The sequence below is a fragment of the Actinomyces acetigenes genome (assembly GCF_031296635.1).
In the GTDB taxonomy this organism is placed as follows: Bacteria; Actinomycetota; Actinomycetes; order Actinomycetales; family Actinomycetaceae; genus Actinomyces; species Actinomyces acetigenes.
Map to the genome: position 1 here is coordinate 19,306 of NZ_JASPFC010000008.1, position 25,327 is coordinate 44,632.

At 68.5% G+C, this 25,327-nt stretch carries 19 protein-coding genes; 9 read left to right on the plus strand and 10 right to left on the minus strand.

All coding sequences use genetic code 11. From position 1 onward, the window contains the following. Position 1 precedes the first annotated feature (1 nt). The 10 genes from cas6e to RIV14_RS04655 form a co-directional block, all read right to left on the minus strand. Positions 2 to 688: a type I-E CRISPR-associated protein Cas6/Cse3/CasE gene (gene cas6e, locus RIV14_RS04610; protein ID WP_075372240.1), complete on the minus strand. Its 687-nt coding sequence runs from the start codon at positions 686 to 688 to the stop codon at positions 2 to 4. Further along, positions 679 to 1,395: a type I-E CRISPR-associated protein Cas5/CasD gene (gene cas5e / locus RIV14_RS04615; protein ID WP_075372241.1), complete on the minus strand. Its 717-nt coding sequence runs from the start codon at positions 1,393 to 1,395 to the stop codon at positions 679 to 681. The genes cas6e and cas5e overlap by 10 nt, the downstream gene beginning before the upstream one ends. Beyond that, positions 1,395 to 2,522 (minus strand): type I-E CRISPR-associated protein Cas7/Cse4/CasC, encoded by a 1,128-nt coding sequence (gene cas7e, locus RIV14_RS04620; RefSeq protein WP_075372242.1) that lies wholly within the window; start codon positions 2,520 to 2,522, stop codon positions 1,395 to 1,397. Before cas7e ends, cas5e begins: the two co-directional genes overlap by 1 nt. Before the next feature lie 2 nt (positions 2,523 to 2,524). After that, positions 2,525 to 3,253: a type I-E CRISPR-associated protein Cse2/CasB gene (gene casB, locus RIV14_RS04625; protein ID WP_075372243.1), complete on the minus strand. Its 729-nt coding sequence runs from the start codon at positions 3,251 to 3,253 to the stop codon at positions 2,525 to 2,527. Beyond that, positions 3,250 to 4,917: a type I-E CRISPR-associated protein Cse1/CasA gene (gene casA, locus RIV14_RS04630; RefSeq protein ID WP_075372244.1), complete on the minus strand. Its 1,668-nt coding sequence runs from the start codon at positions 4,915 to 4,917 to the stop codon at positions 3,250 to 3,252. The genes casB and casA overlap by 4 nt, the downstream gene beginning before the upstream one ends. Beyond that, positions 4,914 to 7,865 (minus strand): CRISPR-associated helicase/endonuclease Cas3, encoded by a 2,952-nt coding sequence (locus tag RIV14_RS04635; protein ID WP_075372245.1) that lies wholly within the window; start codon positions 7,863 to 7,865, stop codon positions 4,914 to 4,916. Before RIV14_RS04635 ends, casA begins: the two co-directional genes overlap by 4 nt. 430 nt (positions 7,866 to 8,295) lie before the next feature. Further along, positions 8,296 to 11,667: an isoleucine--tRNA ligase gene (gene ileS, locus RIV14_RS04640; protein ID WP_075372246.1), complete on the minus strand. Its 3,372-nt coding sequence runs from the start codon at positions 11,665 to 11,667 to the stop codon at positions 8,296 to 8,298. Between the two features lie 481 nt (positions 11,668 to 12,148). Next, positions 12,149 to 13,096: an aldo/keto reductase gene (locus tag RIV14_RS04645; RefSeq protein ID WP_075372247.1), complete on the minus strand. Its 948-nt coding sequence runs from the start codon at positions 13,094 to 13,096 to the stop codon at positions 12,149 to 12,151. Between the two features lie 164 nt (positions 13,097 to 13,260). Beyond that, entirely contained in the window at positions 13,261 to 13,716 is a 456-nt protein-coding gene (locus tag RIV14_RS04650) for a hypothetical protein (RefSeq protein ID WP_256699223.1), read from the minus strand. 530 nt (positions 13,717 to 14,246) lie between these two features. Beyond that, on the minus strand, positions 14,247 to 15,029 hold the full coding sequence (locus tag RIV14_RS04655) for an SDR family NAD(P)-dependent oxidoreductase (protein WP_070659080.1): 783 nt from the start codon (positions 15,027 to 15,029) through the stop codon (positions 14,247 to 14,249). A 115-nt stretch (positions 15,030 to 15,144) separates the two neighbouring features. On the opposite strand from RIV14_RS04655, the gene RIV14_RS04660 reads away from it, so the two are divergent. The 9 genes from RIV14_RS04660 to RIV14_RS04700 all read left to right on the plus strand — a co-directional run bounded on the left by RIV14_RS04660 (position 15,145) and on the right by RIV14_RS04700 (position 25,324). Beyond that, positions 15,145 to 16,512: a Na+/H+ antiporter family protein gene (locus RIV14_RS04660; RefSeq protein WP_075372248.1), complete on the plus strand. Its 1,368-nt coding sequence runs from the start codon at positions 15,145 to 15,147 to the stop codon at positions 16,510 to 16,512. A gap of 87 nt (positions 16,513 to 16,599) precedes the next feature. After that, positions 16,600 to 17,424, plus strand: a complete 825-nt coding sequence (proC, locus tag RIV14_RS04665) for a pyrroline-5-carboxylate reductase (protein ID WP_075372249.1) — start codon at positions 16,600 to 16,602, stop codon at positions 17,422 to 17,424. Between the two features lie 466 nt (positions 17,425 to 17,890). Further along, on the plus strand, positions 17,891 to 19,594 hold the full coding sequence (locus RIV14_RS04670) for a nitrite/sulfite reductase (protein WP_075372250.1): 1,704 nt from the start codon (positions 17,891 to 17,893) through the stop codon (positions 19,592 to 19,594). Beyond that, the gene (locus RIV14_RS04675) at positions 19,591 to 20,382 is read left to right on the plus strand and encodes a phosphoadenylyl-sulfate reductase (RefSeq protein ID WP_075372251.1); all 792 of its coding nucleotides are present in this window, start codon (positions 19,591 to 19,593) and stop codon (positions 20,380 to 20,382) included. The genes RIV14_RS04670 and RIV14_RS04675 overlap by 4 nt, the downstream gene beginning before the upstream one ends. Further along, positions 20,379 to 21,383, plus strand: coding sequence for a sulfate adenylyltransferase subunit CysD (cysD, locus tag RIV14_RS04680; protein ID WP_075372252.1), 1,005 nt, complete (start codon positions 20,379 to 20,381; stop codon positions 21,381 to 21,383). Before RIV14_RS04675 ends, cysD begins: the two co-directional genes overlap by 4 nt. Beyond that, positions 21,383 to 22,741: a sulfate adenylyltransferase subunit 1 gene (locus RIV14_RS04685; protein WP_075372253.1), complete on the plus strand. Its 1,359-nt coding sequence runs from the start codon at positions 21,383 to 21,385 to the stop codon at positions 22,739 to 22,741. Before cysD ends, RIV14_RS04685 begins: the two co-directional genes overlap by 1 nt. A gap of 4 nt (positions 22,742 to 22,745) precedes the next feature. Next, positions 22,746 to 23,555: a uroporphyrinogen-III C-methyltransferase gene (gene cobA / locus RIV14_RS04690; protein ID WP_075372254.1), complete on the plus strand. Its 810-nt coding sequence runs from the start codon at positions 22,746 to 22,748 to the stop codon at positions 23,553 to 23,555. 42 nt (positions 23,556 to 23,597) lie between these two features. Further along, positions 23,598 to 24,641, plus strand: a complete 1,044-nt coding sequence (locus RIV14_RS04695) for a sulfite exporter TauE/SafE family protein (protein ID WP_075372255.1) — start codon at positions 23,598 to 23,600, stop codon at positions 24,639 to 24,641. Then, a complete protein-coding gene (locus RIV14_RS04700) occupies positions 24,638 to 25,324 on the plus strand; it encodes a sirohydrochlorin chelatase (RefSeq protein WP_075372256.1) in 687 nt (228 codons plus the stop codon). The genes RIV14_RS04695 and RIV14_RS04700 overlap by 4 nt, the downstream gene beginning before the upstream one ends. Positions 25,325 to 25,327 lie beyond the last annotated feature (3 nt).

Consider the following 25,327-nt stretch of genomic DNA (forward strand, 5'->3'; position numbering starts at 1 on the left):
ATCAGGCCTTCCGCACCCGGGCGAGCGTCATGAGCCCGCAGCCGTAGGCCTTGGACCGGCCGATCCCGGTGACGAGCGCACGACGCAGGGACTCGGGATCGGTGACACGCAGAACACCTTCGTAGACAGTGCGGTTGATAGTCACGCGGTCGTACCCCTCACCCCCCGGTCGTCGCCGACTGAAAACAGGGCGCTCCCGGTGCGTGACCAAGACGGCCTCCTCAGTCCCCCCACCATCATCAGGGTCCACGGGCATAAGCTCGAAGCCGAATCGTGGGATGCGCTCAATAAGCCACTGCCGCTGCTGTTCAACGGTGACGTGCCCATACCGCTGTCCGCGCACTCCCGGTCCCTTCGAGGCCGAGTAGGACGGGTTCGCCGCAAGACGGAAGGCCCACAGCTGCCGTGTATCCAACGAGGCGAGGAACGGCGAGTAGTCCAGGGTCCGCGGCTGGGTGCCGACCGCCCCCGCCTCCGCGACGAGCTGAGAGCAGTCAGGCTCCAACGGTGAGAGTACGTACAGCGCCGTTGTTTCGCCTCGGTCGACCCGCCACAGGACGCGTCCGGGTCCGTTCCCGTCATGACCTCCGGTGGCACTCATGACGACGGCGTGCATGGCCTGAGACGACCCCAGAAACTTGCGTGCAAGGCGGCGCTCCGGGGCCAGCTCGATCTTTGTTAGGAACACTGGTTCGCCTCCTCCAACGCAAGCATGGGATCATGTGCGTCCGCTTTAGGCACACCAACCTGCACCATGAGCCGTTCAACCTGGCGGAAGTCATAGTCGCGGCGTCGCGGATCGAAGGAAACCGGTACATCACGACTGCCGCGAGCCGAGCCCCGCTCCCCTACGGGTACAGCCTCCTGGTCGATCAGCAGCTCCGCGTCAAAGACACGGCTGCGATGCCATTTCTGGAACCACGGTGAAGCGAGCCAGGGCTCGGTCCGAAGCACATCGAGCAGCGACGCCTCCCGAAGGCCCAGGGACACGGGAAGCGTCGGCGGGCAGGAGCGCCTCCCGAGGTATAGCGGGAAAGCCGGATGGTGAAGCGCCTCGTCAATGCCCTCCAGGAGGGGACGATCACCTTCGATACCTGCGAGGAAGACGGCGTCGGCAAGGTAGTACCGGTCCGACAGGGGCATGGAGTCCTTGCCGTCGAGGGTGCGTGCCGTGTGGAAGTCCCTGATGACTCGACCGGGCTGGTCCTTGCGCACCCCGAACCGCAGGGACAGGAGATCCTCGATCGGGTCCGTCCGGCGTCGGCCGACAGCGGCAGCCAACATGCCAATGATGCCGCTCTTGGACGGCTCAAGCTCGGTGGAGCGGACGGTGAAACGAGATTTCACCCCCCAGGCCTGCATAGGTCCTGCGAGTCGCAGGAGGAGGACGGTCATCAGGATCGCTCCTCATGGCTCACTCGGGAATCCACTACCTGACGGACCCGGTCGGGCAGGTTGACGAAGGACACACGCTCACCGAGCGAGGAGACGGCGTCTGAATCCTTGAGGGCAACGACGAAACTGCTCAGTGGCGTCACCCCGTAGTTCTTCTCGATCGTCTCAGTGTACTGAGCGAGCGCCCTCACTGAACGGTCGACGTAACCGGTGCCGGAGGCCTCCGGCACCGGTTCCTCGAAGGCACCAACGAGGGAAACGGGTTGGTCGTCACGGATAGAAACAACGATAGCTTCCGGGAGGGTCCGGTTGGCGAACGTGTTCTGCTTCCCTGTGGGCATCGACAGGCAGAAGCCCCTGATGAAGACCTCAAGCGCTCGCAGTGCCGCCTCGCCGTCCCCGAGGTTCTCAACCAGCATGTCGAGATTAACGGTGGCATAACGGTACATGGTGGCCGAGGAGAACTCCACCGTTCCCATCATTCCGGCACCGGCGTCCTCCTCCTCTGAGCGGTTCTTCTCATCGTCGACGGCGGTGAAGAAATCGTACTCGTTCTCAGCGGCGTGTGTGGAGATAGCGTGGGCCACCTGACAGGCGGCGTCAACGTTGAGGTCTGTGTCGTCGGCGACCATGCGTCCAAACAATGCGATATCGACGGCGTGCGTTTCCTTGAAGATCTTCTTGACTGCCTTGGCGTCGAGCGCCTCACCGTCGCGGACCGAGGCAACAGCCAGCTCTGCCAGGCGCGCGATCTGGCTGGTGGACAGGAACAGAAGGTATCCGGACTCCTGAGTCCCGTCTTTCTTGCCGCGCGGAGGTGAAAGCTTGATCTTGGCCGCCTTGAACACTCCCTCGGCGAGCGCAGTAGCGTTCTCCGCAAGCTCAGGTGCATCCTTTGCAATCGCCGAGCCCAGCACCTCGACGACTCGCTTCGTGCGTACGCCGACGTCATCGGCGTCCAGCAGGTCATTGAAGTACAGACGCGTTGCTCGTTTCCAGGACTGGCTGGAGACCCGCAGACGGCGGACGCCGCCGTATACAGCAGATTTGGGTGAGCCTGAGTCGTCCCGGTTGACGCAGGAGGGCGGAAGGTTCTGGATGATGTGAATATCGATGTAGGTGCTCATTGTCAGTTCTCCGGGGTTGGCTCGGTTATCGTTGAGTTGGTTGCAGATGCCAGGGTGGCATCGTCGGAAGAGGCTAAGGAATCGGCAGACAGGAACTGGTACTCCCGTGACCAGATCAGGCGAACCTTTCTGGCTCCGCCCGGTTGCTGGAAGTGAAGGATGTCGTCTGCGAGCATGGCATGATCCAAGGTGATGCTCCGGGCTCGGAGCAGCGAGATGAAGCCCCGCAGGTGGTGGCGCAGCTCGGTCACAGTCGTCGAGGTGACCAGGGCGTTGAAGCGCGCCCGGGCCGAAGGGTTCTCGTCGTCCGGTGGACCGATCAGGCTGCGGGCGGCATGGCCGAGCCCTCTTCCGGGCACGAACATGGGTTCGGTCCGTGACTGCTGGTGCACGGCATAGAGCGTCATCGCAGTATGGACGGCAGTCTCCTCCCACGTGGGGGCGTCACCTGCATAGTCGGGAACGTGGACGCTCGTGAGTTCCCAGATCTCAGGAAGCTCACCGGGCGGCCTGTTCGCGCCCTTGCGCAAAGCGGCCAGCTCACCGCGTGCTCGCGCCTCATTGCGCCGATAGCGGGCTTGCAGGCCCTCCTGCCTCTTCGTTCCACCAATGCGCTGGTCGACGAGGCGGCCGGCATTCTCCTCCAGCCGCGGACGGAAGGGCCGCTGGCGCGCTCCAGGCAGCGCTGCTTCTGCAGGGTTGGCGTGTGTACTGGTATCCGACACAGTCATGCCGGTGTCCTTTCTTCATTCATATTGTTCTCAGCGGTGCTGTCTTGCTGCGCAGGTGCCGGTACAGCCACATTCAGAGCACGGCGGAAGAAGAACAACGCCTTGCCGACGTCCATCCGCCCTTTCCCCTCTCCACGCCCGGCGAAGGCGGTATCAGGCACGGCGGATGCCAGCGCTTCCTGCTGTCCCCATGCCTCGGAGCGCAGCAGACTGCGCCACAGGTCGTGCGCCCTGACCGGCTCGGCTTCGTCCAGAGAGACGAGCCATCGGGGGAAACGCTCATCGATGACCTGGTAGAAGGCGGCACTGGCATGCTCGCGCGCAGCCGATGCCGTATCCGGGCTCCCACCGCGAGCGCGGTCCAGGTTCCCAGCCAGGTTCCGCAGTGCGGAGGCGACATGCTCCGTCTCCTCCATGGCGTCGTGCACAACGGCGAGCAGGCGCCTGTTCTCGGGATCGAGCAGACCCGCCGGCAGCGACAGGACGTCGTCGACGAGCTCGGCGACGGTCGACTCGTTGCTGCCGTACTCGATGCCGACGGCGCGTAAAGGAATGAGACCCCCTGCAGGCACGATTCTGCGACGCATGAGCTCCTGATAGAAGGAGACGACACCTGGAGAACGGTATCGTGTCACTTCCCCTGCGCCTTTTACCGTCACCTTCGGGCTCAACTGAGCCACGACGGTTGACAGCCCCCGCCAGAATGCTCTGTCCGTCGGCAACTTGCGCGGCATGTAGACGGGCGTTTTGAGCTTCTTGGTCTGGGGTTCGGAGAAGCGCCATGCGGTCATCGGTTCCACCAGATACCGGTTCTGAGGCGTTGCCTTGTCGCCATTGCCAAGGAAAAGACCGGTGACTCCCGCATCGCCTCCGTGCAGCAGCACGCGGCGCGTCTGCCACGTGTAGCAGGACACGGGCCCCGTAGGTTCCAGGTCGTGGGAACCCGCCGGGCCATCACTCTCGTGCTCCCACGGAGCAAGATCCTGCTCTGGGTCGACATCGACCAGATCGGAGAGCTCCTCACAGACAACGGTGTTGAGGAGCAGCGTCTGCTCCAGGCTTTCGCCCGCCACGGTCACGGTGCCGATCTGCCCTGTCCACCCGGGGCCGATTGGGTACCCCTTTCCCCCTTTGACCTGGGGATCTCCGACGGCTCCGGTGCGAATGCCGGACGGGTCGAAGGCGTGGACGTGAACCAGCCATCTGGCCGCCTCCGCCCAGCCGATGGATTCCAGACCTTGAGCAATACGAGTCGTGAAGAAGGGATTTCCGTTGGGGACGTCCGCGATGAGGGACTCCAGCCCCGAGATCTTGCCCGATGCCGCGTGGATACCTGCGACCTGGAAGAAGGGGCGATCCGGGTCGCGCAGGTCGAAGCGCTCCCGGTAGCGCTCCAGGTAGGTACTGGCGTCCCGTCCCAAGCGCTCGGGCTCCTCCCAGTACTCCCTCCAGGTGTCCAGGTCCTCCGGCCCATCCATGGTGCGGTGGCAGATGGCCAGCAGCAAGCGCAGGATGGCCACATCCTGGCTGGCGATCTCGCCGTGGATCCCGGCGATGTCCGTCGCCTCCTGGAACAAGGCGAGGAGAGAGACCTCGTCGGGGGCGCCGTCGAGCCGGGTCACCCGAATCCAGGGCTCGTCAAGAAGATTGAAACGCTGCGTCATTCTGATTGGACCTCCTTGAGCCCGGTGGATGGGGAGTACTCGAGTACCGTGTCGGCCAGTCGCGCCCGGCCCTTATCCAGGAGAAGGAACAGCTGTCCGCGGAGCTGCGGATCATCCTGCCAGGCGGGTACGACACGTATTTCCAGCTCATCAATGACCTGGTCGATCCTGCTCGGGTTGCTCAGACGCGGGGGCAGCCTCACGGTGGACAGGGCCATGGCGCGGGCGATCTTCTTGTCCGGGGCACGGTCTGTGGGGATCATGGCTCCTGGAGCCTCCGGTGCGGATGGCAGGGTGCGTAGCTCCTCCTGGCCGCCTACCCGGCGCAGATCCAGGAGGATGACCTCCAGGGAGTCCTCGCCGTCGCGGACCTGGGCGCGTCCCCTCTCCTCGTTGTCGGAGGCCGTCACGTGCAGCCAGCCGATCAGGGAGGTACCCTTCCCTCTCCGCTCGGGCTCATTCAGAAGGAATCCCTGAGCAGCCTCATGCTTCGCACGGTTACTCGTCGCGTACTTCTCTCGAGCTCGGTCGATGGCTTCCTTCCACGACGGCGGTACTGGGGCATCGGGACCGTAGACGGCCTCGATGAGGTCGTGGACATCATCGGGAACCGTGACGATGCCGGAGCCGTCGATCACCCGGTCCAGTGCGGCCGCGCTCATGAGCATGTCCTGCTCGCCATAGATCGCCTTGGCCCCCGGTTCCAACGAGGGCTCGGGGGACGACATCGATGGCAGCCAGTCGATGTAGCAGTCGGGCTCGGCAAGTCGGGGCGGCCGCCGCCGCTGGTGACGGTGCAGGCGTCCCATGCGCTGGAGGACCAGGTCGATGGGAGCGAGGTCAGTGACGAGCAGGTCGAAGTCGACGTTGAGGGACTGCTCGACGACCTGGGTGGCGACGACGATGGCTCTGCGCGGGCGCTTTCCAGCCTTGCGCGGAGGACCGAAGCGGTTGAGAAGATCCTTGTCCTTGGCGAGCCTGTCGCCGATCGTGAACCGGGCGTGGTTGAGACTGACGTCCTCGCCGAAGTGCTCGCGCAGCCGCTCATAGGTCTCCTGGGCGCGCCGCACCGTGTTGCGTACCACCAGCGCGCAGCCGCCGTCGACGAGGGCCTCCTCCAAGAGCGGGATCAGAGCATCCTTCGTAAGCCGTCTGAGCCGGACTGTGCTGCGTCGTCCCGACGCGGTCGGGACGACCTCAGTGCGCTCCTCACTAGCAGTGACCAGGCAGGGGAAGGGAGTGTGCACGTTCTCAGGGGCGGGACGCCGGCGGACGCGCTTACCTGCTACCAGGCGCAGGCCCCGTCGGTAGGCATCGACCATGGCGGAGCAACGAGCCTCGGACAGTGTGGCAGACAGGAGCACCACTGGCACCCCGTAGGCTGCGAGCCAGGTCAGGACCCGGTCCAGGTAGACGTTCATGTACGTGGAGTAGGAGTGCACCTCGTCGACAATGACGACCTTGCGGGACAGTCCCAGGTGTCGCATGGCCAAGTGTGGGGAACGCATTGCCCCGAACAGCAGGTGGTCCACGGTAGTGACGACGAAGTCCGACAGCATCGACTTCTTGCGTCCGCTGAACCAGGCCAGGATCGCCAGGTCGGCTCTGCGGCCGTCCTCGGAGTCTGCGGCACGGCCCGTTCGAGCCTCTTCCTCGTCCCATCCAATCCCGATAGGGCGTGGGCTCTCACCGGTCGAGTCGTCAAGCGATCCAAGGAGCCGGTCACGGATCTCGTAACCGCGGCGTCGCAGAAGCTGCGCCTCCTTGTTGAGTCGAGACCGCCCGTGCAGGAGCTGAGCGGCGAACTCCGACGGCGCCCCCTTACCGGCGTAGGCCTCCTCAATGTTCTCCAGCCAGTCGAGCTCGCGGGAGAACATGGCGTCCGTGGTCGCCTGGGTGGGGAGGGCGAAGAGGATTCCGGAGCGGCGTGTGCGGGCGGCGAGTACCTCGGCGGCCATGAGAGCCGCCTCAGTCTTCCCTCCTCCCGTGGACTCCTGGACGATAAGCATGCCCGGCAGGTCCATGGTGCGGGCGGCCTGGAGTGTGCGGGCCTGGACGTCGGTGGCGCGAGCGCCATCGGGCAGGTTGAAACGACTGGTGAGCAGACAGTCGGGAGCGGAGCCCTCGTCGCGGGGACGCCATGGTGCGGGGATCTCCAGACGCGACAGGCCGGTGGCCGCACGAAGGGCATGGGCGTCGGGCGCGAGCAGGCGCGCACCATCGTCCTCGAGGGGCAGCAGCGGGAAATAGGCTTCGGTCGAGGCGATCCAGTCCGAGACGATGAGCAGTCCCGAGAGCTCCACGAGGAAGGGCTGGGACCATCGGTGACGCGCCCAGCGAGGAAGAAGAGCCGCAGCACCGGTGCGTCGTGTGACGAGTTCGAGGAGCTCGTGGCGGGTCACGCTCCACGCCTCGTCCTCGCCGAGGAGGTGCTCATGCCCGTAGTAGTCCGTGGTGAGAGCCGCCGTCGTGGGCGGGATACCGTGATGTGCGCCGACGACGGAGGCGAGGGCCTCGGCAGGTTCAAGGTCCCAACCATGCCCGTCCATGAGCCATTTCTCCAAGATCACGTGCCCCGCCAGGGCATGCGGAACCTTGCGCCGCTCGAGTCGATCAACCGGCTCGTGGATCAGCCCCACCTCCTTCATGCGGTCGTCGAGGCCCGGGGCCTGGACGGAGAAGGCCGGGGTGCACTTGCCGATGTCGTGGACGCCAGCGACCCAAGAGGCGAGCAGGCAGAACTCTTCCACCGGGATCAGTCCTGAGTCGGAGTCCACGAACTCGCGCTCAATGAGTTCGCAGACGGTAGGCGCCAACCAGCGTCTAGCGAGATGCTCAGCCACCGCCGCGGCGTCGAGCAGATGCAGCCAGAGTGGAAGCCAGTGACGGCTCTCAGGGTCGTAGCCGAACTTGGCCCACGCGGATCGGGCTTGCGCCGACAGCGTCACAGGGATCTCCTTCGTTGGAGCGAGCCGAATGAGCTAACGGATGGACCTCGTCACTGAGGCTCGTCCGCAAGGGGGAATCCGGAGTGTTTCAGCGGAAGCTGCGTGCTGCCGCACAGTAGTGACAGCCTACCCCTAAGACACTCGGATCATTCAACCAAAGGAGCATCGGGGGCCGAGTTTCCACGGAAGATAGTAGCACGCACACCACTCATCATAAAAACAGTGACGCAGCGGAACATCTGATACTCCAGACCCTCGGCGGGCGATCGACAAAGCGACTTTAACCGGTGCGGTTAATTTTCTGCCGCGCTGCCTCTGGCGATGTATTTCGATGCACGTCAAGAATTCTGGTGACTAGACGTACGAGTGGGGCTGGCAACCCGATTCACTCGAGTTGCCAGCCCCACTCGTAGTCAGGTTCGGGTCCCGATCAGGCCTCGCCCGCCCCCGTGGCCGTCTCGGTGACCTTCTCGACGGTGGCGGTGGGCTCCTTCACAGCCGGGTCCGCCACAACGGAGGCATCCACGCAGCCGACCTCCCGCTTGATGAGGTCCAGGTGGGCACCAGTCCAGACCCCCTTGTCCTGGGGAACCCTCAGCTCCAGGCGAATCCGGTCCCCCACGTGCAGGCCGGCGGCCTTGCGCTCGTCCTGGACCAGGCGCACCAGGTCGCGGGCCCAGCCCTCGGCCTCCAGGGCGTCGTCGAGGGCGGTGTCCAGGACCACGAAGGCTCCCGAGGGGAGCATTGTGGCGGCCAGGGAGTCGTCGTCGACCTCGATGCGGGTGGTCAGGGTGAAGGCGGAGTCCTCCGCCTCCAGGAGCACGGGGGCCCCGTCGAGCAGGACGTCGTCGAAGCGCACGTCCCCGTCCTCGGTGAGCTCCCACTGGCCCGCCTTGACGGCGGCGAAGAGCCTGGAGGTGAGCTTGCGGACCTCGGGGCTGAAGGCGCGCGGGTTGAGGGCCAGGTCCGTTCGGGCCTCGTAGCCGGCGGACTCGGCGTCCAGGACCCGCACCTCCTTGACGTTGACCTCCTCGGCGACGAGCTCGCGGAAGGGGGTCAGCCCGGCCGGGTCCGCCGTGGCGATGGTCAGGCTTCGAAGCGGCTGGCGCACGCGCAGCTTCTCGGCCTTGCGCAGGCTCAGGGCGGCCGAGACGGCGGCTCGGGCCTCGTCCATAGCCGTGACGAGCTCGGCGTTGGCGACATGCTCGGGCAGGACGGGCCAGTCGGTCAGGTGCACGGAGCGCCCACCGGTCAGGCCCCGCCAGATCTCCTCGCTCACCAGCGGCGCCAGCGGCGCCATCACCTCAGTGAGCACGCGCAGCACGGTGGCCAGGGTGTCGAAGGCGGCCGTCTCGCCGTCGGTGAAGCGCTGGCGCGAGGTGCGCAGGTACCAGTTGGTGAGCACGTCGAGGAAGTCGCGGATCGTGGCGCAGGCCCCGGTGATGTCGTAGCCGTCCATCTGGGCGGCCACCGTCTCGGCCAGGTCCTTAGTGCGGGCCAGGACGTAGCGGTCCATGACGTGCAGGCCGCCGTGCTTGGCGAACAGGCTCGCGTCGCCCAGGTCGACGCCGTCGGTGACGTAGCCGGACTGGCCCACCTGGCCGGCGTAGAGCGCGAAGAAGTACCAGGTGTTCCACAACGGCAGCACCACCTGGCGCACAGTGTCGCGGATGGCCTTGTCGGTGACCACGAGGTTGCCCCCGCGCATGACCGGCGCCGAGAGCAGGAACCAGCGCATGGCGTCGGCCCCGTCGCGGTCGAAGACCATGGAGACGTCCGGGTAGTTGCGCAGCGACTTGCTCATCTTGGCCCCGTCGTTGCCCAGGAGGATGCCGTGGGAGACGCAGGAGGTGAAGGCGGGCCGGTCGAACAGGGCGGTGGCCAGGACGTGGAGGGTGTAGAACCAGCCGCGGGTCTGGCCGATGTACTCCACGATGAAGTCACCCGGATAGTGCGACTCGAACCACTCGTCGTTCTCGAAGGGGTAGTGCACCTGGGCGAAGGGCATCGAGCCGGACTCGAACCAGCAGTCCAGGACGTCGGGGATGCGGCGCATCATGGACTGACCCGTGGGGTCGTCGGGGTTGGGCCGCACGAGGGTGTCGATGAAGGGGCGGTGCAGGTCGGTGACCTTCACGCCGAAGTCGCGCTCGAGCTCGGCGTAGGAGCCGTAGACGTCGGTGCGCGGGTAGTCGGGGTTGTCGCTGACCCACACCGGGATGGGCGCGCCCCAGAAGCGGTTGCGCGAGATCGACCAGTCGCGCGCGTTCGCCAGCCACTTGCCGAAGATGCCGTCCTTGATGTGGCCGGGGTACCAGTCGATGTCCTGGTTGAGCTCGACCATGCGGTCACGGATCGCCGAGACGCGCACGAACCAGGAGGAGACGGCCTTGTAGATGAGCGGCTTGCGGCAGCGCCAGCAGTGCGGGTAAGAGTGCACATAGGAGGCCTGACGCACCAGAACGGCCCGCTGGTTCTCGTCGCGGCGGGCCAGGGGACCGGCCCCGTCGCGCAGGTCGGCGACGATGGGCTTGTTGGCCTCGAAGACCTGCAGCCCGGCGTAGTCGCGGATCTCCTCGGTCAGGCAGCCGCCGCCGTCGACGGGCACGATCGTCTCGATGCCGGCCCCGGAGCAGGCGATCATGTCGTCCTCACCGAAGGCCGAGGCCATGTGCACCAGGCCGGTTCCGTCGGAGGTGGTCACGAAGTCGGCGGCGATGATCTGCCAGGCATTCGGCCCGGGCGCCGCCCCCTCGGCCCGGTGGGCGGCGTCGTCGAAGTAGTCGAAGATCGGGTGGTAGCGCCGCCCCACCAGGTCGGCCCCGGTGCAGGTGGCCAGCACCTGCGGGTCCTCACCGAGCTCGCGGGCGTAGGAGCCCAGGAGGTCCTTCGCGATGACGACGTCCTGGCCGGCCACCGGCGAGTCGAGGTCCTCATCGACGTGGACAGTCACGTACTCGACGTCGGGCCCCACGGCGATGGCCACGTTGGAGGGCAGCGTCCAGGGCGTGGTAGTCCAGATGAGGACCAGCTCGGGGCGCTCGGCGCCCTGACGCAGCGGCTCCTCCAGGCGCAGGCCCACCGTGACCGTGTTGTCCTGGCGGTCCTGGTAGACGTCGTCGTCCATCTTGAGCTCGTGGTTGCTCAAGGGGGTGCGGTCGTGCCAGCAGTAGGGCAGGACGCGGTAGCCCTGGTAGGCCAGCCCCTTGTCCCACAGCTGCTTGAAGGCCCACAGCACCGACTCCATGTAGTCGGGGTCGAGGGTCTTGTAGTCGTTGTCGAAGTCGACCCAGCGCGCCTGGCGGGTGACGTAGTCCTGCCACTCCTTGGTGTAGCGCAGGACGGAGGAGCGACACTCCTCGTTGAACTTCTCGATGCCGATGCCGCCGGGGCGGGTGATCTCGGTGACGTCGTCGATACCGAGCAGGCGCTGGGCCTCGAGCTCGGCGGGCAGGCCGTGGGTGTCCCAGCCGAAGCGGCGCTCGACGCGCTTGCCGCGCTGGGTCTGGTAGCGCCCGACGGCGTCCTTGACGTAGCCGGTCAGCAGGTGGCCGTAGTGGGGCAGGCCGTTGGCGAAGGGCGGGCCGTCGTAGAAGACGAACTCGTCGCAGGGCTCGGCGCGGTTGTCGATGGAGGCCTGGAAGGTGCCGTCGGCCTTCCAGTAGGCCAGGACGTCCTCCTCAATGGCGGGGAAGGAGGGCGAGGGGTCGATCTGCTCCCCCGGGCGGTGCAGGGGGTAGAAGGCGGCGCCGGTCGGCTCGCTGCCGTCGGCGGTGGTGCTGTCAGCCATCTTCTCAGCCATCGCGGTGTGCTCTCGTCTCACTCGTTCCTGCCGCCTCGGGCGGGCGCCCGGGGCCTGACGAGGACGACGTCGGCTCGGCCGGGAAGAGTTCCTCAGCCGGCACCGCACCGCGGTACCACCTCGCTTGCCGTGCTGCGCCCCGAGAGGGACGGTGTGCACGACCGCTTCGTTTCCAGCTGTGACGGGCTGTCCCGTCCGGTTCTACTGAGGGCCGACAACGCTGGTGCGCCGGGGTCCGGTTCTTCCGGAGGCTCGCCGGTGATGGCCGGGTCACTGCCTTTGCTCCGGGAAGTCTAGTGGGCGGTGCGCCACCGGGGCCAGTTCACGCCGCGGCTTGGCGGCGTCATCCTGCCCACACCCGACGGAGGATCTGCACACACCAACAAGAACTTCAAAAACGACACGAATACGCGTCGCCTTTGAAGAAAATGTTGTTCTGTGGGCGGTGATGCGGCTGGTCGCCGGCTCGGATCCGCTCGGTCTAGCCGGCTGCGTTGAGCTCCTCGAGGGCCTCCTGCGGAAGACTGAAGCGGGTGGCCTCGACGGCGTCAGTGAGCTGGGCGACGCTGCTGACGCCCACGATCGGGGTGATGGTCGGCTGCTGGGCGTTGAGAAGGGCCAGGACGACCTGGCTCGGCTTCATGGCCAGGCTGTCCGACCATTGACGCAGAGCCGTCAGCCGCTTGTCAGTCCCCGGGTGCCTGTAGGCCTCGGGCAGCGGGCGTTCCGGGTGCTCGTAGGCGCCGGTGAGCAGCGGCGTGTAGGCCCACAGGTCCAGCCCGCAGCGCTCGGCGAGGTTCTTGCTCTCGATGGTCATCATCCCGTGCGGGTGGTCCTCGCCCTCAACCGGGGTGTCCGGCCTCGGGTGGAGATAGGACTCCCGCAGCTGCAGGGCGCTGAAGCCGGCCGAGCCCCGTTGCTGGGCGTGCACGTTGCCTGCGGCGGCGTACCAGGCCGGGTGGTTGGACAGCCCGATCCGTGCGGTCAGCCCTTGGTCAACCAGGGCGCCGAAGCTCTCAGCGACATCCGCGACCGGCTGCGCCCGGTCCTCCATATGGGCCCAGTACATGTCGACGTGCTCCGTCTGCAGGCGCTGCAGACTGTCCCGGATGGCCTGGTTGACTGTGTCCCTGCCGAGACCTTCCACGGCGCCCGGGAAGCCGTGGGGGCGGGTCGGCTCCGCACCGACCTTGGTGCTGATCCGCACCTGGTCGCGTACGCCGCGATCAGCAAGCCACTGGCCGATGACGGTCTCGCTCTGGCCTCCGAGGCCGGACTCGGCTCCCCAGAAGGCGTAGCAGTTCGCGGTGTCGATCCACTGGCCACCCAGATCCAGGTAGGCGTCGAGAATTTCACGGGACTGGGCGGCGGACAGGCGGGTTCCGAAGTGCATGGTGCCCAGCGCCATGCGGGGGTGTGCGTCAGTCATCGGGTTCCTCTCCTCCGTGTCATCAGGGTGCGCGATGCGAGGTGTGCCAGCGACCGTAACCGAATCTGCACACACCGACAAGAACTTCAAAGGCGACACGAATACGCGTCGCCTTTGAAGAAAATGTTGATCTGTGGGCGGTGATGCGGCCGGTGCCGGCGGCCTCAGCTCTGCGTGCTCGGAGAGGCGTCCTGCTGCTGGAGGACGCCCGAGGAGCCAGAGCCGCCCTTCTGGTTGCTATCACCCGAGCCGGAGCCCGACTGCTGGTCGCCGCTCGAGCCGGAGCCGCTGGAGGCGTCGCCGTTGGGGGTGGTTCGGCCGGCTCCACCGGAGCCCCCTCCCGGACCGCCCTGGCCGCCTTGACCGTTCTGGCCACCGGGGCCTCCGCCGGGCATCTGCCCACCGGGCCCGCCCTGGCCACCAGGTCCTCCCCCACCAGGACCTCCCTGGCCCCCTCCGGGCATGCCCTGACCGTTGCCGGCTCCCTGCTGCTGGGCCTGACCGTGCTGGGAGCCGGAGCTGAGGAGCTCGTTGGCCCCCCCACCCGGCCCCGAAGGAGCCCGCCAGCAGCGCCACCCCGGCAGCGCCCACGACGACGCGACGCCGGTACCAGGGCCCACGCGCCTTGGTCCGGGCCTTCTTGGCCGCCGCGGATGTGGAGGGCACTGCGCCGATGGTCGCAGCGTTCTGAGCATCCGGGAACGCCCACGCCCTGCCCAGCCTGGTGTCGGCGGTGCTGCTGGCAGCCGAGCGAGCCGCCCCGGAACCCTTGGCGGAGTCCTGGGTGATGTCCTTGGCAAGAACCTCGGTCCTCGCCGAGCCTGAGTCAGTGGTTCCCGCAGCGTCCTTGAGGTCCTTAAGGTCCTTGACGTCCTTGGTGCCGTCACGGCCAGGGTCGCCCGCCGCGCCCTGCGGCAGGTGCTGCGCTGCGGCGTCGGCGGCATCGGCGGCGTCCCAGGTGGGGAGGCTCTCCGTGGCCGCGTCGCGCGGGGAGGAAGTGGCGTCGCCACCGGAGGAGACATGCTTGGTCATGGGTGTCCTTTCAGTCTGTTTCCCGGCCCGGCCGGGGCTGGAAGAGACGTTAAGAACCCGCGCTGTGCCCGGGGCAGGTCGAGCCTGTGGACCTCCTATGTCTGGCGGTCCCGCTGCCCTACTGCTCCCGGGCCACCAGGGTGTTGGAGGCCTGGGCCCGCGGCCGCACCACCATGGAGTCGATGTTGACGTGGGCGGGCAGCTCCAGCGTCCAGGCGATGCAGGCGGCGACGTCGTCGGCGCTGAGCGGCTCGGCGACACCGGCGTAGACCTTCGCTGCGGCCTCGGCGTCCCCGTGAAGGCGGTTGAGGGAGAACTCCTCGGTGGCCACCATGCCGGGGGCGATCTCAATGACGCGCACCGGCTCCCCCACCAGCTCCAGGCGCAGGGTGTTCGCGATGATCCGCTCGGCGTGCTTGGCCGCCACGTAGCCGCCCCCACCGGGGTAGGTGTCGTGGGCCGCCGTGGAGGTGAGGAAGACCAGGTCCCCGCCCCGCTCCCGCAGCCCCGGTAGGAAGGCCTGGCTCACGCGCAGGGCCGCGAGCGCGTTGCGCTCGTACATGGTGGCCCACTCCTGGGCGCTGCCCTCGGCGACCGGGTCGACTCCCAGCGCGCCACCGGCATTGTTGACGACGGCGTCAACGGCTCCCTCGGCCAGCACCTCGCTGGCCAGGCGCTCGACGTCGCCGGGCTCCTGGAGGTCGGCGGCCACCCAGGTGCAGCCGGTCTCGGCGGCCAGTGCCTCGAGGCGCTCCACCCGCCGCGCGGTGGCGACGACCTCCCACCCGTGGGAGCGCAGGAGCCGAACGGTGGCGGCGCCAATGCCGGTGGAGGCGCCGGTGACCAGGGCGCGGCGGGCCGGCGCGGAGTCGACGGTGACGTTCTTCAGGTTCTCGCTCATCGGTCCACGATACGTCCCCGTCACGCTCGCCTGGCACAATCGGGCCCGATTCGCACGGGTCCTCCCAGGCCCGCTTGCGAAGCCCAGCACAGTTCGGCCCCACCGGAAGGCCCCTATGAACGCCATCATCCTCGCCGTCCTGGTCATGCTTATCCTGGCGATGCTGCGCGTCCATGTGGTCCTGTCCCTGTTCGTCGGCGCGCTCGCAGGCGGGTTGAGCGCCGGCCTGGGCGTCAGCCGCACCATGGTCGCCTTCCAGGACGGGCTGGCCGACGGCGCCCAGATAGCCCTGTCCTACGCGCTGCTGGGGGCCTTCGCCATGGCGGTGGCGCACTCAGGGCTGCCCCAGCTACTGGCGAACTGGCTTATCGGCCGCATCGAGAACGACGACGAGTCCGCTTCTCAGAAAGCCGTGCGCACCACCACCATGCTGGTGCTGGGAGGCCTGACCACCATGGCGATCATGAGCGAGAGCCTCATCCCGGTTCACATCGCCTTCATCCCTCTCGTGGTCCCACCGCTGCTCATCGTCATGAGCCGCCTGCAGCTGGACCGCCGCGCCGTGGCCTGCGCCATCACCTTCGGGCTGGTCACGACCTACATGTTCCTGCCCCTGGGCTTCGGGCGGGTCTTCCTTTACAACACCCTCTACCGCAACATCAAGGAAGCGGGTCTGGACGTCTCACAGGTCTCTGCCACCCAGGCCATGGGAATCCCGGCGCTGGGCATGGTCGCGGGGCTGCTCATCGCCGTGTTCGTCACTTACCGCAAGCCCCGCGTCTACCAGGTCGACGCCGGCAGCGGCGTGGGCTCGGGCGAGGAGGTCTCCGGCCCGGTCGAGGTGGACCGCCACAAGATCCGGGTCGCGTTGGTCGCCGTCGTCGCCTGCTTCGCGGTCCAGGCCTTCCTGACCTGGACGAAGTCCGAGGCCGACCCGCTCCTGGTCGGGGCGCTCACGGGTCTGCTGCTGTTCATGGCCACCCGGGTCGTCACCATCGCCGAGGCCGACGACGTCTTCACCGGAGGCATGCGGATGATGGCCCTCATCGGGCTCATCATGATCACGGCGCAGGGCTTCGCCAAGGTCCTCAAGGAGACCAAGCAGATCGAGCCGCTGGTGAAGTCGGCGACCTCCTTGTTCGCGGGCTCCAAGCCCGCCGCCGCCTTCGTCATGCTGCTCGTGGGCCTCATCGTGACGATGGGCATTGGCTCGTCCTTCTCCACCCTGCCGATCATCTCGGCGATCTATGTGCCGCTGTGCGTGTCCTTGGGCTTCTCGCCGGTCGCCACGGTCTGCCTCATCGGGACCGCTGGGGCGCTGGGGGATGCCGGCTCACCGGCGTCGGACTCCACGCTGGGTCCCACGGCGGGGCTCAACGCTGACGGGCAGCACGACCACATGCGCGACTCGGTCATCCCGACCTTTTTGCACTTCAACATCCCCCTGCTCATCGCCGGGTGGATCGCCGCACTGGTGCTCTGAAGGCCACCGGTGCCCCGGAAGTCGTATCGCCTGGCGCGCGCCGCGGTACGGTGGTGGCGTCATGTCGCTCACGAGCAGGAGGCTTTCATGCGTATCGGGTTCATCGGCGCCGGCAACATGGTCAGCGCCATTGTGCGGGGTGCCGTGGCGGCGGGAACACCGGCTGGGCACCTGCTGCTGACTAGCAAGCACGGTTCCGCCGAGCGCCTGGCCGGACAGGTCGGGGCCGTCCACGTGCCCGACGCCGCCGAGCTGGTCTCACGCAGCGACGTCCTCATCCTGGGCCTCAAGCCCTACGTCATCCCCGATGTCCTGCCCCGGTTGTCGGAGGCCATCGCCACCAGCCGGCCCCTGGTGGTCTCCATCGCGGCCGGAGTGACCCTGGAGCGCCTGGAGTCGATGCTGCCGGACGGTACCCGGGTGGTGCGCACCATGCCGAACATGGCCGCCTCCGTGGGCGAGTCGATGACGGCGCTGGCACCGGGGGGCAGTGCGAGCCCCCAGGACCTGGAGACGGTGCGCACCCTCATGGAGACCATCGGTCGCACCGTGATCCTGGAGGAGAGGGACTTCTCCTCCTTCATCGGTCTGGCGGGTTCCTCCCCCGCCCTGGTGTGCGCCTTTATCGACGCCCTGGCGCGCGCCGGCGTCATGGGTAGCATCCCCAAGACCCTGGCCGTCCAGATCGTGGCTCAGGCGGTGCTGGGAACCGCCCGCACCGTGCAGACCGAGGCTCAGCGCACCGCCGAGGGAGGCCACGGTCGCACCCCGGCCGACCTCATTGACGCGGTCTGCTCCCCCGGCGGCACGACGGTGGCGGGCATGGTGGCCCTGGAGCGGGCCGGTTTCTCCGACGCCGTCGTGCGCGCCTTCGAGGCCATCGCCGAGAGGGACCGCGAGCTGGGCGCCTGAGCGCAGCCCCAGGTCCGAAAGGCCCGTACCCCTCCTATCTGCTGCCGCACGCCACCACCGGCGCAGTGTGCGGCAGTGCGATCTTTTTCCGCGTCCTGACGGGATAAAGCTATCCTCAACAACCCCACCGTGACTCGAAGCACAGATCATTCCTGCTTGTCGCCAGGTAAATGCATGGTTAATGTTTCGGCCATGACCTTCCCTCACGCAGCGCTCTTCAGCGGCACTCATCCCGCTGACGTTCTGCGTGCCCATGCGGTCATGTGTTGTCGGGCCTGACCAGCGCCTGACACCACGGGGACTTCACCCCGCAACGAGGTATCCGGCGCAATGAAGCGTCCGGAAGGCCCCGTTGAGACGGCTGACGCCAACCGAACGGCACTGCAGGCTCTGCACGCAGCAGCGCACCAGGCCGACCCCGGACGCTCCTCATACGCCAATGACACGCCACCGTCATGGAGGAGCAATGACCACCACCGTCACGCCACCCGCCCGTACCCTGCGCCCGCCGCGCAAGGCCCGCTCCAACGGCCAGTGGGCCCTCGACGGGCGCAAGCCGCTCAATGACAACGAGGCCTTCAAGCAGGACGGGGACCCGCTGGCGGTGCGCGACCGGATCATGCGCATCTACGGTCCCGGCGGCTACGAGAGCATCGCACCCGACGATCTCAACGGCCGTTTCCGCTGGTGGGGCCTGTACACCCAGCGCAAGCAGGGGATCGACGGCGGCCGCACCGCCCAGCTGGACGTCTCCGAGCTGTCCGACCGCTACTTCATGCAGCGGGTGCGCCTGGACAGTGGGAGCCTGAGCCACCAGCAGCTGCGGGTGCTCGGCTCGGTCTCCAACGACTTCGCTCGCGGCACCGCCGACATCACCGACCGGCAGAACATCCAGCTCCACTGGGTGGAGATCGACAGTGTCCCAGAGCTGTGGCGGCGCCTGGAGTCGGTGGGGCTGACCACCATCGAGGGCTGCGGGGACACGCCCCGGGGGTTCCTGGTCTCCCCTGTGGCCGGCGTCGCCAAGGACGAGGTCATCGATCCGACCCCGCTGGCCCGTGCCATCAAGGACACCTACCTGGGTGACCCCGAGCTGGCCAATCTGCCCCGCAAGTTCAAGACGGCCATCACCGGCTCCCCCAGCCTCGACATCCTCCACGAGATCAACGATGTCTCCTTCGTCGGCGTCAACCACCCCGAGCTCGGTCCCGGCTACGACCTGTGGGTGGCCGGAGCCCTGTCCACCGCCCCGCGTCTGGGCCAGCGGCTGGGGGCCTTCGTCACGCCTGAGGACGCCCTGGACGTCTGGTACGGCGTCATCCGCATCTTCCGCGACTACGGCTACCGCCGCCTGCGCAACAAGGCCCGGCTGAAGTTCCTCATGGCCGAGTGGGGGCCGGAGAGGTTCCGGCAAGTCCTCCAGGACGACTACCTGGGGCGCTCCCTGCCCGATGGCCCGGCACCTGAGGAGCCGAGCGGGGACTCCGACCACATCGGTGTCCACGAGCAGAAGGACGGCCGCTTCTGGGTGGGGGCCAAGCCGCCCGTCGGCCGGTTGAGCGGGGACGTCCTGCTGGGCCTGGCAGACCTGGCTGAGCAGGTCGGCTCCAACCGGGTGCGCACCACCCCGCTGCAGAACCTGCTGCTCCTGGACGTGCCTGCCGACAAAGTCGACGACGCCGTCGCCGGTCTGCGCAAGCTGGGGCTCGATCCCGACCCGGGCGCCTTCACCCGCTCGACCCTGGCCTGCACCGGGCTGGAGTTCTGCAAGTTCGCGATCGTGGAGACCAAGAAGCTGGCGGCGCGCGTGTCGGCCGAGCTCGACGCGCGCCTGGCCGACACCGACCTGGATCGGCGCATCACCCTGACCGTCAACGGCTGCCCGAACTCCTGCGCCCGCATCCAGATCGCGGACATCGGCCTCAAGGGCCAGATCATCACGGTCGACGGCGAGCAGATGCCCGGCTTCCAGGTGCACCTTGGCGGCGGTCTGGCCACTGACGGACGCGCCGAGGCCGGCCTGGGCCGCACGGTGAGGGGCCTCAAGGTTCCCGCCTCCGGCCTGGTCGACTACGTCGAGCGCCTAGTGCGCCGCTACCTGGACCAGCGTCTCCCTGAGGAGACCTTCGCCCAGTGGGCGCACCGAGCCGATGAGGAGGCCCTGCAGTGAGCGCCGCAACCACTGACAGCGCCCAGGCATCCCTGAACGTGGCGCACCGTGCCCCTGCCGCCTCGAGGTCGCGCGGCGCAGGCTCGGCCCCGCTGCGGTCCACGCAGGAGCTGCGAGCCCTGGCCGAGGCCGGTGCGCGCGAGCTCGGTGACGATGCCCCGGCCCTCGACGTCGCCCAGTGGGCGGCCCAGAACTTCCCCGGCAAGCTGGCCGTGGCCTGCTCCATGGCCGACGCCGTCCTGCCGCACCTGGTCTCCCGGGTCCTGCCCGGCGTCGACGTCCTCTTCCTGGACACCGGGTACCACTTCGCCGAGACCGTGGGCACCCGCGACGCGGTGGCCGCCACCATGGACGTCACCGTCGTCGACGTGACGCCCGAGCTGAGCGTGGCCGAGCAGGACGAGCGCTACGGGCCGGATCTGTGGTCACGGGAGCCGGCCGCCTGCTGCCGCCTGCGCAAGGTCGAGCCGTTGGCGAGGGCCCTGAGCGGCTACGAGGCCTGGGCCACCGGGGTGCGCCGTGAGGACGCCCCCACCCGCACCCACACACCGCTGATCGGCTGGGACGCCACCCACGAGATCGTCAAGATCAACCCCCTGGCGGCCTGGAGCATGGAGGAGCTGACCGGTTACGCCGACCAGCACGGCGTGCTCATCAACCCCCTCCTGTACGACGGCTACCCCTCGATCGGCTGCGCCCCGTGCACGGCGCGAGTCAGACCCGGAGACGACCCCCGTTCCGGCCGCTGGGCCGGATTCACCAAGACAGAATGCGGAATCCACCTATGAGCATCACCCTGACCCACCCCCGTCCGGCCCCCGTCCCCTCCCCCGCGCAGGCGCCGGAGCTCGCGCCGGCCGGTCTGGCCGACCTCTCCCGGGCTCCCGCCACCACTGAGGCCCTGGACATTCTTGACGTCCTGGAGGCCGAGGCCATCCTCGTCATCCGGGAGATCGCCGCCGAGTGCCGCCGCCCCGTGCTGCTGTTCTCCGGAGGCAAGGACTCCGTGGTCATGCTGCACCTGGCGCGCAAGGCCTTCTGGCCCGCCCCGATCCCCTTCCCCGTCCTGCACGTAGACACCGGCCACAACTTCCCCGAGGTGCTGGCCTACCGTGACCGTACGGTCGAGGAGCTCGGTCTGCGGCTCGTGGTGGCCCGCGTCCAGGACTACATCGACGACGGCCGTCTGCGCGAGCGCACCGACGGCACCCGCAACCCGCTCCAGACGATCCCGCTTCTCGACGCCATCGAGGAGGGCGGCTTCGACGGCGTCTTCGGCGGCGGGCGCCGCGACGAGGAGAAGGCCCGGGCCAAGGAGCGCATCGTCTCCCTGCGCGACGAGTTCGGCCAGTGGGACCCGCGCAACCAGCGCCCCGAACTGTGGAACCTGCTCAACCCCCGCCACCGCCCCGGCGAGCACGTGCGGGTCTTCCCCTTGAGCAACTGGACCGAGCTGGACGTGTGGCGCTACATCGAGCGCGAGGACATCTCCCTGCCCGGCCTCTACTACGCCCACGAGCGCGAGGTGTTCCTGCGTGACGGGATGTGGCTGGCGGCCGGAGGCGTCAACCGGCTGCGCGACGGCGAGCAGGTCGTCACCCGCACCGTGCGCTACCGCACCGTGGGTGACATGTCCTGCACGGGCGCCGTCGAGTCCGAGGCCGCCACCAACCACGACATCGTCCTGGAGGTCGCCGCCTCCACCCTGACCGAGCGGGGAGCCACCCGCGCCGATGACCGCCTGAGCGAGACGGCCATGGAGGACCGCAAGAAGGAGGGCTACTTCTGATGAGCACCCCCACCCTCACCGACATCCCCGCCGAGGCCGAGGCTCGCGCCGCCGCCACCGGCTCACTGCTGCGGCTGGCCACGGCCGGCAGCGTCGACGACGGCAAGTCCACGCTCGTGGGCCGTCTGTTGTTCGACTCCAAGTCCGTGCTGCGCGACCAGCTGGCCGCCGTCGAGCGGGTCAGCCTGGATCGGGGCCTGACCAGTGCCGACCTCGCGCTGCTGACCGACGGGCTGCGGGCCGAGCGCGAGCAGGGCATCACGATCGACGTCGCCTACCGCTACTTCGCCACCCCGCAGCGCTCCTTCATCCTGGCCGACTGCCCCGGGCACGTGCAGTACACCCGCAACACGGTCACCGGCTGCTCCACGGCCGACGTCGTCGTGCTGCTGGTGGACGCCCGCAACGGGGTCCTGGAGCAGACGCGCCGCCACCTGGCGGTCGCCGCCCTTCTGCGGGTCCCGCACGTCATCGTCGCGGTCAACAAGATCGACCTGGTGGACTTCTCCGCCGAGGTCTACGCGGCCATCGAGGCCGATATCCGCGCCGTGGCCGCCGAGCTGGGCGTAGCCGAGATCCATGTCCTGCCGACCTCCGCGCTCCTGGGGGACAACATCGTCCAAACCTCGGCCAGCACGCGCTTCTACGAGGGGCCGACCCTGCTGGGGCTTCTGGAGTCCCTGCCCACCGCCCGCGACGAGGGCGCCTTCCGCCTGCCGGTCCAGCTGGTCATCCGCCCCCAGGGGGCGGCGCCGAGGCCCGAGCTGCGCGACTACCGCGGCTACGCCGGGCGGATCGCCTCGGGCACGGTGCGTGTCGGTGACCCTGTGGTGGTGCTGCCCTCGGGCAGGCGCTCACGTGTGGCCGGCATCGACTTAGGCGAGCGCAGCCTGGAGGAGGCCGTCGAGGGCCAGTCGGTGACGGTTCGCCTCACCGACGATATCGACGTCGCCCGCGGTGACACCCTGGCCGCGGCGGGCGACGCGCCCCAGGTGCTCACCGAGGTCGCCGCCCGCGTGTCCTGGCTGAGCGAGGAGCCCCTGCGCCCCCGGACGCGGGTGCTGCTCAAGCACGGCGCCCAGACGGTGCAGGCGATTGTGCGTGCCATTGACGGGCGCCTCGACCTGGACGACCTGACCACGGTGCCGGCTGATGCCCTGGAGCTCAACGACATCGGCCTGGTGCGGCTGCGTCTGGCCTCACCAGTGCCCTTGGCCGATTACTCGGTCTCCCGGTCCGACGGCGCCTTCCTCCTCATTGACGCCCACGAGGGTGGCACGCTCGGTGCGGGCATGGTGCAGCTGGCGGACGCAGGGCGCGACGAACCGGCTACGGCCGCCTCCTCAGGCAGGGGCTGAAGCCATGAGCCACGAAGTCTCTGCTCATGCACCCACCGGCTCCACTGGCTCCGCCGATTCCGCGGGCGGCTGGGTGGCCCTGGTGGGCGGCGGCCCAGGCAGCAGCGGCCTCATCACCGCCCGCGGCCTGGAGCTGCTGGGCCAGGCGGACGTGGTCGTCGTCGACGCACTGGCGCCCCGGGACCTCCTGGAGGACCTTGACCCCACAACCGAGGTCATCGACGCCTCCAAGCGGCGCGGCCGGCACGTCATGAGCCAGGAGCAGATCGATGCGCTCCTGGTCGACCTGGCCCACCGCGGCAAGGCAGTGGTCCGCCTCAAGGGCGGTGACCCCTACGTGCTCGGGCGCGGCGGGGAGGAGGCGGCCGCCTGCCGCCGGGCCGGTGTCGCCGTCGAGGTCGTCCCGGGGATCACCAGCGCCATCGCCGTGCCCGCGGCGGCGGGGATCCCCGTGACCCACCGGGGGCTGTCGCGCGGCTTCTCGGTCATCACGGCTCATGCGGATCTGGGGGTACTCCCTCAGCGCCGCGATCACACCCTCATCCTGCTCATGGGGGTCTCCCGGCTGCGGGACTCGGTCGCCTCCCTGCTGGAGGCAGGCAGCGATCCGGCCACTCCGGCGGCGATCATCGAGCGCGGCTACCACCCCGACCAGCGCGTGACCACCACCGAGCTGCGATGTCTGGCCGACGTCGCCGCCCGCTGCGGCGTGACCGCCCCCGCGGTCATCGTCATCGGCGACGTCGTCACCCTGAGCCCGTACTGGGCTGACCGAGTCGTCGAGGAGACCCGGCCGGCGAGCCCCGCCGCGTGAGCCCGCCTCGGCGCATGCAGACCAAATGTCCTGGAGTCACTGATGCGCAAGCTTGTTCTTCTCGCCCTCGTCGGCCTGGCCGCCCAGCTGGTCGACGGCTCCCTGGGGATGGGGTACGGCATGACCTCCTCCTCCCTGCTGCTTCTGGCCGGGCTGAGCCCGGCGCTCGCCTCGGCCTCGGTGCACCTGGCTGAGATCGGCACGACCCTGGCCTCGGGGGCCTCCCACTGGAGGCTGGGCAACACCGATCCTCGCCTGGTGGTCCGGCTGGGGCTGCCCGGTGCGGTGGGGGCCTTCGGCGGCGCCACGGTCCTGTCGCACCTGTCGACCCGCGCGGCGACCCCGGTGACGGCGAGCCTGCTGATCCTGCTGGGGGCCTATGTCCTGGGGCGCTTCTCCTTGCGCCCGCCTAAGGGCTCCGGTAGCCGGCGCTCCCCGCACGGCAGGCGGCTCCTGGTCCCCCTGGGAGTGGTGGGCGGTTTCGTTGACGCCACCGGCGGTGGCGGCTGGGGACCGGTGGTGACGACGACGCTGCTCACGGGTGGTCGTACGGCGCCGCGCACCGTGGTCGGCTCGGTGGGGGCCTCGGAGTTCCTGGTGACGGTGGCGGCCTCGGCCGGCTTCCTCACCGGACTGGGCACCGCGGGCATCAGCCTGGGGATCGTCCTGACCCTGCTGGCCGGCGGGCTGGTGGCCGCACCGATCGCCGCCTGGCTGGTCTCCCGTCTGCCTGGAGCGGTGCTGGGCACCGCCGTCGGCGGGCTGATCCTGGCCACGAACCTGCGGGTGCTCCTGTCCTGGGCCGAGGCCTCGGCCCGAACCGGAGTCATGGTGTACGGCGCGCTCGGGGTGATCTGGGCGGCCTCCCTGGCCCTGGCGATTCGCAAGGCGCGCGCCACCGCCACAGACATTCGAAAGCAGACCGATCAGGTGCTTGAGGAGGTCCGCTCCGCTCCTCGGTGCGGCCACGCACCTGAGGCTGCTGTGCCGGACGAGACTCTCACTTCGAGTGGTCCGCTCGGGTCGAGGCCGGTCGAGCCGGCTCGTCCTCACGCGCACGCGGTTCTGGTGGTGGAGCCGGCATGAGCACTCGTCCCCTGGTGCTACTGGCCCACGGCTCGCGACGGCCCGGGCCGTCCTCAGTCCTGTCGCGCACCGCTGAGCGCGTCGGCACGATCCTGCCCGAGGTGGAGGTGCGCACCGGTTACGTCGAGCTCCAGCCCCCGGACCCGGCCACGGCGCTGGAGGGGCTGGTGGATCCGGTGGTCCTGCCCTTCTTCCTGGCTCGGGGCTATCACGTTGTCCATGACGTACCGGCCGCGGTGGAACGGCACGGATCGGGGACGGTCGCCGAGCACCTGGGGGTCGAGGCGCACCTGGCGGAGGCCGTGGCGCAGCGGCTTCACGAGGCCTCCGCGCCCCTGGGCGGGCTCGCAGGGCTCGACCATATTGTTCTGGGCGCGGCCGGGTCGCGTCAGGCGGCGGCGTTGGAGGAGGTTGAGGCCATCACCCGCTTGCTCGAGACGCGCCTGGGGCGCGAGGTGACGCCCGCCTACCTGTCGGCTGCGCGCCCCAGCGTCCGTGACGCGGTGAGCACGGCCCGGACCCGGGGTGCCGGGCGGGTGGGCGTGGCCACCTACCTGCTGGCGGAGGGACGTTTTCACCGGGCCCTGCACTTCACGGGCGCCGACGTCGTGGCCGCCCCCATCGGCGACCACCCGGCGGTTGCCGAGCTGGTGGCCCGCCGCTACCGCGAGCAGGTCGCCTGATCG

What these genes read in the sequence shown, in the direction of transcription:
- cas5e (WP_075372241.1), bottom strand. Translation starts at nt 1,395, where the DNA reads ATGACCGTCCTCCTCCTGCGACTCGCAGGACCTATGCAGGCCTGGGGG.
- cas7e (WP_075372242.1), bottom strand. Translation starts at nt 2,522, where the DNA reads ATGAGCACCTACATCGATATTCACATCATCCAGAACCTTCCGCCCTCC.
- casB (WP_075372243.1), bottom strand. Translation starts at nt 3,253, where the DNA reads ATGACTGTGTCGGATACCAGTACACACGCCAACCCTGCAGAAGCAGCG.
- casA (WP_075372244.1), bottom strand. Translation starts at nt 4,917, where the DNA reads ATGACGCAGCGTTTCAATCTTCTTGACGAGCCCTGGATTCGGGTGACC.
- ileS (WP_075372246.1), bottom strand. Translation starts at nt 11,667, where the DNA reads ATGGCTGAGAAGATGGCTGACAGCACCACCGCCGACGGCAGCGAGCCG.
- RIV14_RS04645 (WP_075372247.1), bottom strand. Translation starts at nt 13,096, where the DNA reads ATGACTGACGCACACCCCCGCATGGCGCTGGGCACCATGCACTTCGGA.
- RIV14_RS04655 (WP_070659080.1), bottom strand. Translation starts at nt 15,029, where the DNA reads ATGAGCGAGAACCTGAAGAACGTCACCGTCGACTCCGCGCCGGCCCGC.
- RIV14_RS04660 (WP_075372248.1), top strand. Translation starts at nt 15,145, where the DNA reads ATGAACGCCATCATCCTCGCCGTCCTGGTCATGCTTATCCTGGCGATG.
- proC (WP_075372249.1), top strand. Translation starts at nt 16,600, where the DNA reads ATGCGTATCGGGTTCATCGGCGCCGGCAACATGGTCAGCGCCATTGTG.
- RIV14_RS04670 (WP_075372250.1), top strand. Translation starts at nt 17,891, where the DNA reads ATGACCACCACCGTCACGCCACCCGCCCGTACCCTGCGCCCGCCGCGC.
- cysD (WP_075372252.1), top strand. Translation starts at nt 20,379, where the DNA reads ATGAGCATCACCCTGACCCACCCCCGTCCGGCCCCCGTCCCCTCCCCC.
- RIV14_RS04685 (WP_075372253.1), top strand. Translation starts at nt 21,383, where the DNA reads ATGAGCACCCCCACCCTCACCGACATCCCCGCCGAGGCCGAGGCTCGC.
- cobA (WP_075372254.1), top strand. Translation starts at nt 22,746, where the DNA reads ATGAGCCACGAAGTCTCTGCTCATGCACCCACCGGCTCCACTGGCTCC.
- RIV14_RS04695 (WP_075372255.1), top strand. Translation starts at nt 23,598, where the DNA reads ATGCGCAAGCTTGTTCTTCTCGCCCTCGTCGGCCTGGCCGCCCAGCTG.
- RIV14_RS04700 (WP_075372256.1), top strand. Translation starts at nt 24,638, where the DNA reads ATGAGCACTCGTCCCCTGGTGCTACTGGCCCACGGCTCGCGACGGCCC.